The sequence below is a fragment of the Pseudomonas sp. Z3-8 genome, assembly GCF_051131975.1.
Taxonomy (GTDB): Bacteria; Pseudomonadota; Gammaproteobacteria; order Pseudomonadales; family Pseudomonadaceae; genus Aquipseudomonas.
This window is the reverse complement of record NZ_CP071643.1, coordinates 1,561,866-1,574,744: the sequence shown is the minus strand read 5'-3', so window position 1 is coordinate 1,574,744 and position 12,879 is coordinate 1,561,866. Positions and strand designations below refer to the sequence as shown.

At 59.7% G+C, this 12,879-nt stretch carries 10 protein-coding genes, 4 tRNA genes and 1 riboswitch; of the genes, 3 read left to right on the top strand and 11 right to left on the bottom strand.

All coding sequences use genetic code 11. From position 1 onward, the window contains the following. Window positions 1-74: 74 nt before the first annotated feature. The 3 genes from J3P94_RS07415 to J3P94_RS07405 all read right to left on the bottom strand — a co-directional run bounded on the left by J3P94_RS07415 (window position 75) and on the right by J3P94_RS07405 (window position 2,609). A complete protein-coding gene (locus J3P94_RS07415) occupies window positions 75-767 on the bottom strand; it encodes a sensor histidine kinase (RefSeq protein WP_434572366.1) in 693 nt (230 codons plus the stop codon). Then, window positions 760-2,367 (bottom strand): response regulator, encoded by a 1,608-nt coding sequence (locus J3P94_RS07410; protein ID WP_434572365.1) that lies wholly within the window; start codon window positions 2,365-2,367, stop codon window positions 760-762. Before J3P94_RS07410 ends, J3P94_RS07415 begins: the two co-directional genes overlap by 8 nt. 165 nt (window positions 2,368-2,532) lie before the next feature. Continuing rightward, window positions 2,533-2,609: transfer RNA gene (locus J3P94_RS07405), tRNA-Arg, on the bottom strand. A 528-nt stretch (window positions 2,610-3,137) separates the two neighbouring features. Between J3P94_RS07405 and J3P94_RS07400 the strand changes: the two genes are divergently transcribed. Then, window positions 3,138-3,464: an Arc family DNA-binding protein gene (locus tag J3P94_RS07400; RefSeq protein WP_010226671.1), complete on the top strand. Its 327-nt coding sequence runs from the start codon at window positions 3,138-3,140 to the stop codon at window positions 3,462-3,464. Between the two features lie 122 nt (window positions 3,465-3,586). Here J3P94_RS07400 and mgtE read toward each other — a convergent pair whose 3' ends face one another. Then, window positions 3,587-5,029, bottom strand: a complete 1,443-nt coding sequence (gene mgtE, locus J3P94_RS07395; protein WP_434572363.1) for a magnesium transporter — start codon at window positions 5,027-5,029, stop codon at window positions 3,587-3,589. A gap of 321 nt (window positions 5,030-5,350) precedes the next feature. On the opposite strand from mgtE, the gene J3P94_RS07390 reads away from it, so the two are divergent. Then, window positions 5,351-5,836 (top strand): cell envelope protein SmpA, encoded by a 486-nt coding sequence (locus tag J3P94_RS07390; RefSeq protein WP_434572361.1) that lies wholly within the window; start codon window positions 5,351-5,353, stop codon window positions 5,834-5,836. 47 nt (window positions 5,837-5,883) lie between these two features. Here the strand turns inward: J3P94_RS07390 and J3P94_RS07385 are convergent. The 7 genes from J3P94_RS07385 to ltaE all read right to left on the bottom strand — a co-directional run bounded on the left by J3P94_RS07385 (window position 5,884) and on the right by ltaE (window position 11,839). Continuing rightward, a tRNA-Arg gene (locus J3P94_RS07385) sits at window positions 5,884-5,960 on the bottom strand. A gap of 72 nt (window positions 5,961-6,032) precedes the next feature. Then, window positions 6,033-6,109, bottom strand: a tRNA-Arg gene (locus tag J3P94_RS07380). A gap of 106 nt (window positions 6,110-6,215) precedes the next feature. After that, window positions 6,216-6,306, bottom strand: a tRNA-Ser gene (locus J3P94_RS07375). 62 nt (window positions 6,307-6,368) lie between these two features. Further along, entirely contained in the window at window positions 6,369-6,557 is a 189-nt protein-coding gene (gene csrA, locus J3P94_RS07370) for a carbon storage regulator CsrA (RefSeq protein ID WP_003178872.1), read from the bottom strand. Between the two features lie 185 nt (window positions 6,558-6,742). Continuing rightward, the gene (locus J3P94_RS07365) at window positions 6,743-7,984 is read right to left on the bottom strand and encodes an aspartate kinase (protein ID WP_305499355.1); all 1,242 of its coding nucleotides are present in this window, start codon (window positions 7,982-7,984) and stop codon (window positions 6,743-6,745) included. A gap of 83 nt (window positions 7,985-8,067) precedes the next feature. Next, complete coding sequence (gene alaS, locus J3P94_RS07360; protein WP_434572359.1) at window positions 8,068-10,689, bottom strand: alanine--tRNA ligase; 2,622 nt, start codon at window positions 10,687-10,689, stop codon at window positions 8,068-8,070. A gap of 145 nt (window positions 10,690-10,834) precedes the next feature. Beyond that, window positions 10,835-11,839: a low-specificity L-threonine aldolase gene (gene ltaE, locus J3P94_RS07355; protein ID WP_434572357.1), complete on the bottom strand. Its 1,005-nt coding sequence runs from the start codon at window positions 11,837-11,839 to the stop codon at window positions 10,835-10,837. Window positions 11,840-12,100: 261 nt separating this feature from the next. Next, a riboswitch (FMN riboswitch) is annotated at window positions 12,101-12,268 on the top strand. A 101-nt stretch (window positions 12,269-12,369) separates the two neighbouring features. On the opposite strand from ltaE, the gene J3P94_RS07350 reads away from it, so the two are divergent. Continuing rightward, window positions 12,370-12,879, top strand: a complete 510-nt coding sequence (locus J3P94_RS07350) for a 6,7-dimethyl-8-ribityllumazine synthase (RefSeq protein ID WP_305499349.1) — start codon at window positions 12,370-12,372, stop codon at window positions 12,877-12,879.

The following is a 12,879-nucleotide window of genomic DNA, read 5'->3' as shown; positions in this document are numbered from 1 at the left end:
AGTATCGAATGGGCGGACGCCTTCGCGATCGGGCTCGCTCCCACAGGTGAGGGAAATGTTGCGAGAGGTTTTGTTCAGGGCAGATAAAGCCTGAACACGCCGCCGCCCAGCACGCCGCCATTGGCAATCTCGGTACGCCCGCTCAAGCCACCCCGCTGATGCAGACCGGCGATCCTCGCGGCGAAATACAGGCCCAGGCCGGTGCTGCCGGTGCTGTGGTTGATGCCCTGCACATACTCGGCCTGACGCTCGATCATCGCAGCTGGATAGCCTTCGCCGTCGTCATTGATGGTCAATACCAACTGCCCGGCCTCGTCGCTCACACTGATCAAGAGCGTCTGCCGAGCATGGCGAATCGCGTTGTTGATCATGTTGTCGAGCACCGAGGCAATCAACTCACGATCAAAAAAGCCCAGAGGACTCAGCGGGTCGACTTCGTAGGTGGCCATGATTCCGCGGCTGCGGAACACGTCCTGATGGCCGGCCAGCTGCGCTTCGATGAAGTCATCCAGCTCATGATAGGCCGGATGCAATGGCAACTGGTTGACCCCCAGCTTGTACAGCCCCAGCAGTTGCACCAGCAGGCCGTTGAGGTGGGCGAACTCGAAGTCCATCACGCCCTGCTCCGAAGTCTGTCGCTCGGACTCCGGCAAACGCTCGAGCCATTGCGTATGAGCCTGCATGAGCAAGGTCAGGGAGTTCTTCATGTCGTGCACGGTAGATGCAATCACCGTGGAAAAATCGAGAGCCTGTTCGCTGTCATTCATCGCCAAATGCCTTGCTTCGCAGTTTCTGATAGCGCGCAAAACGCGCATCGGTATCGGGCATCATGCCCACCAGTTTCAGGCAGGCGCGACATTCCTGGAGCAGCTCCGATTCGACGCTGGTATCGGTGCCGTGTAGCAGGGATTGCGCCATGTTCAGGGCAATACTGATGTTTTTTGGTTGCAGCTTCAGGGCGCGCCGGAACAGCTCTCGCGCCTCGGGCAAGGCGCCGGTCTTGTAGACGCGCACACCTTCACGGTTCAGCTCGGCAGCGGCATTGCCCTGATTGAGAATGTTGGGGTCATCGGTGAGCTTGGCGATGCCTTGCATCACCGTCGGGTCATCGCCGTAGATTTCCGCGCAGTTCTTCAGCATCGACTCGCCGGCGCTGGTCTGCCCAAGCATCTGCAACTGCTTGGCCACCAGCAAGGCGGCTTCGGCGCTCATGAATTGCTCCATGCCGTCGAGGCGCTGCAACGCCTGCTCGGTGAGCTTCTCGGCGGTTTCGGCATCGTTGAGCAACAGGCTCGTGGCCTTCATCAGCCGCGCCCGGACTTGCAGCCCCGGATCGCTGGGGTTTTCCTTGGCCACGGCGCTGAGCGTCGTGTTGATTTCCAGGCGAGTGCGGGTATCCAGGCCTTTCTCGCTGCCCTTGCTGATCAGCGCATGGGCCAGGCCGAGGTTGGTTTCCGGGTCCTTGAAGCGCGACTGCGCGCCCTGCCCCACCGCCTGGCGGTAGGCTCTCGACGCGGTGTCGTAATCTTCGTTGGTCATTGCCAGCTTGCCCAGCAGCGCTTGCCGGCGCACCGCAAGGGGCGACAGGCGCACCGCCTCTTCCAGCACGTTTTGCGCCTGCTTCGTATCACCTTCGGCCACCAGCACATCGGCCATGCCGTCGTACAGGGCGGGCATCATTGGAAAAGCTTTCAAGGCTTTTTCATAGACAGCCTTGGCCTCGCCCACCTGCCCGCGCTTGAACAGCAACTTCCCCAGCCCCGCGTACGCCCAAGGCAACGGACGATCCGCGATGATGGAGTTGTACAAACGCTCAAGGGCCTCGTTCTGATTCAGGTCGCATAACGCATCGGCGCGATAACGCAGGCACAACGGCCCGTAGCGAGGGTCCTGCTTGCAAAGAGCGATACAGGCATTGAGCACCTCCATCGGCTTGCCACGGTCAAGGGCTTGCAGGATCGGCTTGAGCAAGGTCTTGCGCTGCTCGAGCCGCTCCAACCGCTGGGCCAGGCCGGAGCGATTGAACGGCTTGGTCAGGTACGCATCCGGCTCATGTTCCAGGGCACTGAGCACCATCGCCTGGCTGGTCTCGGCGGTCACCATGAGGAACACGCTTTCATGGCTGATCAGCTTCTCGACCATCAGGTCTTCCAGCACCTGCTGGCCATTCTTGCGCCCGTCGCCCAGGTGATAATCCTGCAGGATAAAGTCGTAGCGTTTCTGCGAGCACATGCGCAGGGCCACTTCACCGGTATCAGCGGTATCCACGTCCTTGACGCCCAGCTCCCGCAACATGGACCGGACGGAACTGCGGAAATCCGAGAAATCATCGACGATCAGAAAACTTTTTTGGTGGTACGCCAGCATCGAGGATGTCCAGGCAAATAAGAAAAAATGAACTCAATGGCGAAACAAACGAAACACCGTTCCACAACGCCGGGACGTCAGGAAAGGAGACTCATCGGGTTATCGGCAGCAGATGGCGTTCCGTTAAGGGAGAGTAGATCGGCGTTGGGGGGCTGGTGCGAAAAATGGTGTCCCAGGGCAGGTTCGAACTGCCAACCTTCCCCTTAGGAGGGGGATGCTCTATCCAATTGAGCTACTGAGACACGGGTCGACCGCGAGAAACGCGGTGCGTTGGACGGCGTGCATGTTAACGGCCGCTCTCGCGTTTGTCATGTCGTCGTTGCCTGATAAGTGTAGGCAAATGGTGCGGCTGGGCCTCTGCGCAGAGCACAGACCTGGCGAATCCAGCCACCATTCATCCATCCCCGGCTTGTCGGCCTAGTAAATCGGCATTTTGCCACTATCCTATACAAAGCAAGGACAGTCGCCATTGTGCTCCGTAGCGGTTATCCGCCAAACGGTATGGCACAACGACACGATGCAGTGGTCACAAATGCGGAACCTGTATGTTTTTTCAAACCAGTCCGCATTTTTTGACGAAGGGTGCTGGCATAACGCCTTTACCCGGATCAGAATTTGTCACAGAATTGGCGCCAATGATCTGGCAATTTTGAGGCATCATGCGGGCCTCTTAACAATTCAGGTTGAACATTTGGCTGCGGACCTTGTCCTATCGACATCCTGCGGCCAATCCCGAGAACCGCTCCCCTGAACTAACCGGTTAAATAAATATGCGCCCAATGAAACAGGCAATTTATTCCAGCCGTACGGCTGACAAGTTCGTCGTGCGTCTGCCAGACGGAATGCGGGAACGCATTGCCGAGGTGGCTCGTAATCATCACCGCAGCATGAACTCCGAAATCATCGCGCGCCTTGAGCAAAGCCTGATTCAGGAAGGGGCACTGGGTGAAGAGTTGAGCATGCGCCTGGACAGCCCTGAGCTGTCGTTGCACGAGCGCGAGTTGCTTCAACGCTTCCGACAACTTTCCCATCGTCAGCAGAACGCCCTCGTTTCGCTGATTGCCCACGACGCAGAAATGGCCGCAGACGCGTCCTGATCGCCACCCAATTGTTAAAGCCAGCCTTGTGCTGGCTTTTTTTTTGCCTGGAATCCGGCTCCTGGCAAAAACCATCGCGCACAAAAAAGCCCGCCAAACAGGCGGGCTTCTTGAGAAGCCATTCAGAGCAGGAAAATCGTCGCCAGGCCCAGGAAGATGAAGAACCCTCCGCTGTCCGTCATGGCGGTAATCATCACGCTGGCGCCCATTGCCGGGTCGCGCCCCAGGCGGGCCAGGGTCATCGGGATCAATACCCCCATCAACGCCGCCAGCAGCAGATTGAGCGTCATCGCCGCAGTCATCACCACACCCAGCGACCAACTGCCATATAGCAGGTACGCCACCACGCCGATCACGCCGCCCCAGATCACGCCATTGATCAACGCCACAGCCAGCTCCTTGCGCATCAATCGCGACGTATTGCCGGTGCTGACCTGGTCCAGCGCCATGGCGCGAACGATCATGGTGATGGTCTGGTTGCCAGAGTTGCCGCCGATACCGGCTACGATAGGCATCAACGCCGCCAGCGCTACCAGTTTCTCGATGGAGCCTTCGAACAGGCCGATGACGCGAGAAGCGACAAACGCCGTAACCAGATTGACCGCCAGCCAGGCCCAACGGTTACGCAGGGATCTCCAGACCGAAGCGAAGATGTCTTCCTCTTCTCGCAGACCGGCCATGCTGAGGACTTCGCTTTCGCTTTCCTCACGAATCAGGTCAACCATTTCGTCGATGGTGAGACGGCCGATCAGTTTGCCGTTCTTGTCCACCACCGGCGCGGAAATCAAGTCATAACGCTCGAATGCCTGGGCCGCGTCGTAGGCATTTTCGTCGGGATGGAAGCTCACAGTGTCGCTGGCCATGACCTCGGCAACCTGCTTCTCTGGATCATTGACGAGCAGCCGCTTGATCGGCAGCACGCCCTTGAGCACGCCGTCGTAATCAACCACGAAGAGTTTGTCGGTATGCCCCGGCAGCTCCTTGAGGCGACGCAGGTAACGCAAGACCACTTCAAGGCTGACGTCCTCGCGGATCGTCACCATCTCGAAGTCCATCAGCGCACCGACCTGCTCCTCATCGTAGGACAACGCCGAGCGGACACGCTCGCGCTGTTGCCCATCAAGCGCCTCCATCAGCTCATGGACAACGTCGCGCGGCAGTTCGGGGGCGAGGTCGGCGAGTTCGTCGGCGTCCATTTCCTTGGCCGCCGCCAACAGCTCGTGATCATCCATGTCGGCGATCAGGGTTTCACGAACCGAGTCGGACACTTCCAGCAGGATGTCACCGTCGCGATCGGCCTGGACCAGTTGCCAGACCGTCAGACGTTCTTCCAGTGGCAAGGCTTCAAGGATGTAGGCGACGTCGGCCGAGTGCAGGTCATCGAGCTTGCGCTGCAACTCGACGAGATTCTGCCGGTGGACCAGGTTCCCGACCCGGTCGGAATGAGGGCCTTCCTGGCGATGCGTCAGGTCTTCCACGACCCGCTGACGATGCAGCAGCTCAACGACTTGAGCGAGGCGATCCTGAAGGCTTTCCTGCGTTTTTTTTACTTCTACTTCGGTCATAGGCGAACTCCACTCCCAGCAGTGGAGCACGCCGGAAGGATCAATCAGTCAATTCATGATTGGTAAAACGCGATATTGAGTAACTACTGGGTAAGTCCATGAAGATATTCCAAAGCCCCGGCGGGGCTGACGGCCGCAATCATACACCGCTTGACGCTCTAGAACGTTAAAAAATCGTGGCAAGAACAAGCGCTTGCGAGACAAACCTGAACACAGGCTGAACCTCTGCATTTACGACGACTTATTCTGAAAAGAAAACACACGCTGCGGCGCAAATGTAGCGGCTACCCTTCTCCACCAACGGTCAAGGAGGAAGTCCGGATGCCCGCAAACCGCTGTCTGTTTCCAATCGCCGCCTTAGCCTGCCTGCCTCTCTGGAGCGCCGCACAAACCGTGCATCGCTGCGAAAACGGCGCCGGGCAGGTGACGTTCACGAGCCTGGGCTGCCCGTCCGGGGAGATCCTGTCCGTGCAGCAGATAAACTCATTCAACCCAGGCCACGTCGCACCGCTGCTGCCGGAAGCGCAGCCGCTGAAAACATCCGGCAACACAAACAGACGCAAGGCACCGACCATCGTTGGCCAGCTGGAGGACGACTGCGGGAATCTGATCGACGCCAGTCAGCGCCGGGAGGCAATCATGAATCGGCGGGTAATCGCTGGCATGAACCAGCAAGACGTGGAGAGCGCACTCGGCAGGCCCGACACGATCAAGGTGCGGAATTCAAACACGCGCTATACCTACAAAAAGAGGAACGGCCGCAGCACCGAGGTCGCGTTCGATGGGAAAGGCTGCGTGAAACGTTAAATCCCAGACAGCAAAAAGCCCGCGTTAAACGCAGGCTTTTTGGTGTTTGGTGCACTCGACAGGATTCGAACCTGTGACCGCTCGGTTCGTAGCCGAGTACTCTATCCAGCTGAGCTACGAGTGCAAGTTGTGGTTTTATACCAGATCACAACTGGTTGTAGCCAAGTTATTTGCATCGCTGCAAGCAACTCTTAAATGGTGCACTCGACAGGATTCGAACCTGTGACCGCTCGGTTCGTAGCCGAGTACTCTATCCAGCTGAGCTACGAGTGCATTTGTTGCCGCGCATTATAGGTCGCCGAATCTTTTTGTAAAGCGCTTTTTTCAGTAATTTCAAACACTTACCGATCAAGCCAGAGACAGCGCACTAAACGAATAATGGCGGAGAACGGGGGATTCGAACCCCCGACACCCTTTTGAGGTGTACTCCCTTAGCAGGGGAGCGCCTTCGGCCACTCGGCCAGCTCTCCGCAACACGGGGCGTATATTAACCACCTTCATCCCCGTTTGCAAACATAAAAATCGATAAAAATTAATGGCTTGGTTCGTCGTCCTTCTCTTTCTTGATACGCAGGTAAATTTCCTCCCGGTGCACAGCGACCTCTTTCGGCGCGTTGACGCCGATACGCACTTGGTTTCCTTTGACGCCGAGCACGGTCACGGTGATTTCGCCATCGCCAATAATCAGGCTCTCTGCGCACCGACGGGTCAGAATCAGCATACCTTTCTCCTCACGCGATTCAGTTCAGGAACAACAGTCTGCAAAATAAGGGCATGACACCTACAAGCGAAACGGTCGCAGCCCACAGGCCTAGTATTGACCAGCGGGCGCAAAAGAACAGTTTTGGGACATGCCATCCGGAAAAACAAAGGGCGCGGTCGAAACCGCGCCCTCAAGGTAACGCCTTACTCGCCCTGTCGGGCCGCAGCGTCGAGTTCAAAAGCCGTGTGCAGGGCGCGCACGGCCAGTTCCAGGTACTTCTCTTCGATTACCACCGACACCTTGATTTCCGAGGTGGAGATCATCTGGATGTTGATGCTTTCCTTGGCCAGCGATTCGAACATGCGGCTGGCCACGCCTGCGTGGGAGCGCATGCCGACGCCGACGATCGAGACCTTGGCGATCTTGGTGTCGCCCACCACTTCCCGGGCGCCAATCTCGCCAGCGGTCTTTTTCAGCACGGTTTCAGCGGCCTGGTAATCGTTGCGGTGCACGGTGAAGGTGAAGTCGGTGGTGTTATCGTGCGCGACGTTCTGCACGATCATGTCGACTTCAATGTTGGCCGCGCTGATCGGGCCGAGAATCTTGAACGCCACGCCGGGGGTGTCTGGCACGCCACGGATGGTCAGCTTGGCTTCATCGCGGTTGAAAGCGATGCCGGAAATGATCGGCTGTTCCATGGATTCCTCTTCATCGATAGTAATGAGGGTGCCCGGACCCTCCTTGAAGCTGTGCAGAACGCGCAGCGGAACGTTGTACTTGCCGGCGAACTCCACCGCGCGGATCTGCAACACCTTGGAACCGAGGCTGGCCATTTCCAGCATCTCTTCGAAGGTGATCTTGTCCAGGCGCTGAGCCACGGGCACGACCCGCGGATCGGTGGTGTAGACGCCGTCCACATCGGTGTAGATCTGGCACTCGTCAGCCTTGAGGGCTGCCGCCAGGGCCACGCCAGTGGTATCGGAACCGCCACGGCCGAGGGTGGTGATGTTGCCGTGCTCGTCCACGCCCTGGAAACCGGCGACAACCACGACGCGGCCAGCCTTCAGGTCGCCGCGAATCTTCTGGTCGTCGATCTGCAGGATACGCGCTTTGTTATGCGCACTGTCGGTCAGGATACGCACCTGGTTGCCGGTGTAGGACACCGCCGGTACGCCACGCTTGATCAGCGCCATGGCCAGCAAGGCGATGGTCACCTGCTCGCCAGTGGAAACGATTACGTCCAGCTCACGGGGGACCGGTTGCTGGTCGCCGCTGATTTGCTTGGCCAGATCGATCAGACGGTTGGTCTCGCCGCTCATTGCCGACAGCACGACCACCAGGTCATCGCCAGCGTCACGGAATTTCTTAACCTTGTCGGCGACTTGTTCGATTCTCTCGACGGTGCCGACCGAGGTGCCTCCAAATTTCTGTACGATCAAAGCCATTTCAAAGCCGCCTCTGCCCATGAAGGGCGCCCAAATAATCTCAACAGCGCCCGGGCCCGCCTTGGCGAACCCGGGGCACTGCCTTAAATGCCCTGCTCTACAAATGCAACGGTCTGGGCCAGTGCCGCGTCCAGGGCGCTGGCGTCGGTACCGCCGCCTTGCGCCATGTCCGGACGACCACCGCCCTTCCCGCCCACTGCCGCAGCGGCCTGCTTCATCAAATCACCGGCTTTGAGTTGGCCAGTCAGGTCTTTGGTCACGCCTGCGACGAGAACGACCTTTTCCTCATGGACACCGCCGAGCAGGATCACTGCGCGGCCGAGTTTGTTTTTCAGTTGATCGACCAGCGCCAGCAGCGCCTTGCCGTCCTGGCCGTCGAGACGCACAGCCAGCACCTTCACGCCCTTGACGTCCACCGCCTGGGCCGACAGATCGTCGCCCGCGGCACTGGCAGCCTTGGCCTGCAGCTGTTCGAGCTGCTTTTCCAGCAGGCGGTTGCGTTCCAGCACAGCCGACAGCTTGTCGATCAGGTTGTCACGGCTGCCCTTGATCAGGCTCGCCGCTTCCTTGAGTTGTTCCTCAGCCGCGTTGAGGTAGGCCAGCGCAGCAGCGCCAGTGACCGCCTCGATACGCCGCACACCGGAGGCCACGCCGCCTTCGCTGATGATCTTCAGCAGGCCGATATCGCCGGTACGATTGGCGTGGATGCCACCGCACAGCTCCACCGAGAAATCGCCCATGCTCAGCACGCGCACGTTGTCGCCGTACTTCTCGCCGAACAGCGCCATCGCGCCTTTGCGCTTGGCGGTCTCGATGTCGGTTTCCTCGGTCTCTACCGGGGAGTTCTTGCGGATCTCGGCGTTGACGATGTCTTCCAGCGCCTTGAGTTGCTCAGGCTTGATCGCTTCGAAATGGCTGAAGTCGAAGCGCAGGCGCTGGCTGTCCACCAACGAGCCCTTCTGCTGAACGTGTTCGCCCAGCACCTGGCGCAACGCTGCGTGCAGCAAGTGTGTCGCGGAGTGGTTCAACGCAGTCGCGTGACGGACCTCGGCGTCGACATGGGCGGCCACGGGCGCTGCGACCATCAGGCTGCCGGAGGCCAGCACGCCGTGGTGCAGGAACGCGCCGCCGGTCTTGGTGGTGTCGCGCACATCGAAGCGCGAGTTGCCGGCCTGCAAGTAGCCGCTGTCGCCGATCTGGCCGCCGGACTCGGCGTAGAAAGGTGTCGTGTCCAGCACGATCACGCCTTCCTGGCCTTCGCTCAGGATGTCGACCGATTGCCCGTCCTTGTAGATCGCCACGATCTTGGCCGAGCCGGTGGTCGCGGTGTAGCCGGTAAATTCGGTGGCCACGTCAACCTTGACCAGGCTGTTGTAGTCCATGCCGAAGGAACTGGCGGAGCGCGCGCGCACGCGCTGGGCTTCCATCTCGCGCTCGAAACCTTCCTCGTCGAGGGTCAGGTTGCGTTCGCGGGCGATGTCGCCGGTCAGGTCCATCGGGAAGCCGTAGGTGTCGTACAGCTTGAACACCACGTCACCGGGAACCACGTTGCCCTTGAGCTCGGCCAGATCCTGCTCGAGGATCTTCAGGCCCTGCTCCAGGGTCTTGGCGAACTGCTCTTCTTCACCCTTGAGGACACGTTCGATGTGCGCCTGCTGAGTCTTGAGTTCCGGGAAGGCCTCGCCCATCTCGGCCACGAGCGCCGCGACGATCTGATAGAAGAAGCTGCCCTTGGCGCCCAGCTTGTTGCCGTGACGGCAGGCGCGACGAATGATCCGGCGCAGCACATAGCCGCGACCTTCGTTGGAAGGCAGCACGCCGTCGGCGATCAGGAAGCCGCAGGAACGGATATGGTCGGCCACCACTTTCAGCGAGGCCTGGTTGTCGTTGGTGCAACCGATGGCCTTGGCCGAAGCGGCCAGCAGGCTCTGGAACAGGTCGATCTCGTAGTTGGAGTGGACGTGCTGCAACACCGCACTGATCCGTTCCAGGCCCATGCCGGTGTCTACCGACGGCGCCGGCAGCGGATGCAACACGCCGTCGGCGGTGCGGTTGAACTGCATGAACACGTTGTTCCAGATCTCGATGTAGCGGTCGCCGTCTTCTTCCGGCGAGCCGGGTGGGCCGCCCCAGATGTCGGCGCCGTGATCGTAGAAGATCTCGGTGCAAGGGCCGCACGGGCCGGTATCACCCATGGTCCAGAAGTTGTCGGAAGCGTAAGGTGCGCCTTTGTTGTCGCCGATTCGCACCATGCGTTCAGCCGGGACACCGACCTCTTTGGTCCAGATGTCGTAGGCTTCGTCGTCGGTGGCGTAGACCGTGACCCAGAGCTTTTCCTTCGGCAGGTTCAGCCACTTTTCGGAAGTCAGGAAGGTCCAGGCGAACGTGATGGCGTCGCGCTTGAAATAGTCACCGAAGCTGAAGTTACCCAGCATTTCGAAAAAGGTGTGGTGACGAGCGGTATAACCGACGTTTTCCAGGTCATTGTGCTTGCCACCGGCACGCACGCATTTCTGGCTGCTCACCGCGCGGGTGTAGGCACGTTTTTCCTGGCCCAGGAAGCAGTCCTTGAACTGGTTCATCCCCGCGTTGGTGAACAGCAGGGTCGGGTCGTTGCCCGGAATCAAAGAGCTGGAGGCTACTCGGGTGTGGCCTTGCTCTTCGAAGAAGCGAAGGAAGGCTTCACGGATTTCTGCGCTTTTCATTAGGTTCTTCCACGGAGGCTGCGGCCAAAGGCCTGTGCAAAACGTCAACAGACGAAGCAACGGCAAAGGGCCGCATTATATCGGCCCTTTGCGTGGGGTACAGTGTGTTATGCGATAGAAACCGTCAATCGGACCGCTGAAAGGATCAGTTGCGGGAAAATTCGACGAAAGTGTCGATCACCTGGTCGATTTGCCCGGCGCCGACATCCATGTGGGTGACCATGCGCAGACGGGGCGCGGCACTGAGCTGGATGCGTCGCTCGGCGGCATAGGCCTTTATCGCCTCGGCCCGCTCGCCGATCTGCACGTAGACCATGTTGGTCTGCACCGGCTCGACGGCATAACCCGCCGCACGCAAGCCCTCGGCAAGCCGCTGGGCATTGGCGTGATCGTCGGCCAGGCGTCGGACGTTATGTTCCAGGGCATACAGCCCCGCCGCCGCGAGGATCCCGGCCTGGCGCATGCCGCCACCGACCATCTTGCGCAGCCGACGGGCCTTGCCGATCAACTCGTCAGTGCCGCACAGCACCGAGCCCACCGGGGCACCGAGCCCCTTGGACAGGCACACCGACACCGAATCGAAATGTTGGGTGATCTCCCGGGCATCCACATTCAGCTTGACGGCGGCGTTGTACAGCCGCGCGCCGTCCAGGTGCAGCGCCAGGCCATGTTGCCGAGTGAAACGCCGGGCTTGCGCCAGGTATTCCAGCGGCAAGACCTTGCCCTGCATGGTGTTTTCCAGGGCCAGCAGGCGGGTGCGGGCAAAATGGAAATCGTCGGGCTTGATCGCGGCAGCCACCTGCGCCAAGTCCAGCGAGCCGTCCGCCTGCACTTCCAGGGGCTGGGGCTGGATCGAACCGAGCACCGCCGCACCGCCACCCTCGTATTTGTAGGTGTGGGCCTGCTGGCCGACGATGTATTCATCGCCGCGCTCGCAGTGGGCCATCAACCCCAGCAGGTTGCTCATGGTGCCCGTGGGCACGAACAACGCCGCCGCGAACCCCAGGCGCGCGGCCAGTTCGGCTTCGAGGCGATTGACGGTCGGGTCTTCGCCATACACATCGTCGCCGGTCGGCGCGCTGGCCATGGCATCCAGCATGCTGGCGGAGGGTTGGGTGACCGTGTCGCTGCGAAGATCGATAACGCTCATGAATCTGGCCTCGGGTTCTGGTGGGGGAATTCCCTTTCGGAGGGCAATTACTGCGGGCATGGGCAGGAATAATCAAGCCCGGTCGAAGGAAAACACCACCAGAACCTGAATTAATCAAAACACCTGTGGGAGCGAGCTTGCTCGCGATGGCGGTGGGTCAGTCAACATCAATGCTGGCGGATCTCACGCCATCGCGAGCAGGCTCGCTCCCACAAGGGGTTATGTGTTAAAAATCCTCCGCCGTCACAAAACGTGACGGCAAAACGTTCTCAGGGCGGGGTGCAACTCCCCACCGGCGGTAATTGCGCGCAATGCGCATAGCCCGCGAGCGCTTGGTGCTACACGGTCTTTACAGTGCAGCGACAAGGTCAGCAGACCCGGTGTGATTCCGGGGCCGACGGTCATAGTCCGGATGAAGAGAGAACGGGATTGACACCCAAGGGCCGCCTGCGACTGTCTTGTGCGCGGCGTACCCTCGAATCCCCTTCGATTCATGACGCCCTGTTTTTCACACAAACAGGAACCAGAACATGCAACCCACCGCAATCGACAGCAAGACCAAAACCCATCCGGGCGAGCGCGTCGCGTTCATCCAGGCCTGCTGGCACAAGGAAATCGTCGACCAGAGCCGTAAAGGCTTCGTCACTGAGATGATCAGCCAGGGTTATCAGGAAAGTGACATCGACTTCTTCGAAGTCGGCGGCGCGTTCGAAATCCCGCTGCACGCCAAGCTGCTGGCCAAGTCAGGTCGTTACGCCGGCATCGTCGCCGCCGGCCTGGTGGTGGACGGTGGCATCTATCGCCACGAGTTCGTCGCGCAATCGGTGATCAGCGGTTTGATGCAGGTCCAGCTGGAAACCGAAGTGCCGGTATTTTCGGTCGTGCTGACGCCGCATCACTTCCACGCTGGCGAAGAACATCAGAAATTCTTCTTCGAGCACTTCGTGCACAAGGGCCAGGAAGCGGCGAAGACCTGTGCCGATACGCTGCACAAGACCCGGGCGTTGCGTCGCAGTGAACAGCGGGCGGTAGCGGTCTAA

Coding starts and splice junctions, on each gene's coding strand:
- J3P94_RS07350 (WP_305499349.1), top strand. CDS start 12,370: ATGCAACCCACCGCAATCGACAGCAAGACCAAAACCCATCCGGGCGAG.
- J3P94_RS07400 (WP_010226671.1), top strand. CDS start 3,138: ATGCGCCCAATGAAACAGGCAATTTATTCCAGCCGTACGGCTGACAAG.
- csrA (WP_003178872.1), bottom strand. CDS start 6,557: ATGCTGATTCTGACCCGTCGGTGCGCAGAGAGCCTGATTATTGGCGAT.
- J3P94_RS07365 (WP_305499355.1), bottom strand. CDS start 7,984: ATGGCTTTGATCGTACAGAAATTTGGAGGCACCTCGGTCGGCACCGTC.
- J3P94_RS07390 (WP_434572361.1), top strand. CDS start 5,351: ATGCCCGCAAACCGCTGTCTGTTTCCAATCGCCGCCTTAGCCTGCCTG.
- mgtE (WP_434572363.1), bottom strand. CDS start 5,029: ATGACCGAAGTAGAAGTAAAAAAAACGCAGGAAAGCCTTCAGGATCGC.
- ltaE (WP_434572357.1), bottom strand. CDS start 11,839: ATGAGCGTTATCGATCTTCGCAGCGACACGGTCACCCAACCCTCCGCC.
- J3P94_RS07410 (WP_434572365.1), bottom strand. CDS start 2,367: ATGCTGGCGTACCACCAAAAAAGTTTTCTGATCGTCGATGATTTCTCG.
- J3P94_RS07415 (WP_434572366.1), bottom strand. CDS start 767: ATGAATGACAGCGAACAGGCTCTCGATTTTTCCACGGTGATTGCATCT.
- alaS (WP_434572359.1), bottom strand. CDS start 10,689: ATGAAAAGCGCAGAAATCCGTGAAGCCTTCCTTCGCTTCTTCGAAGAG.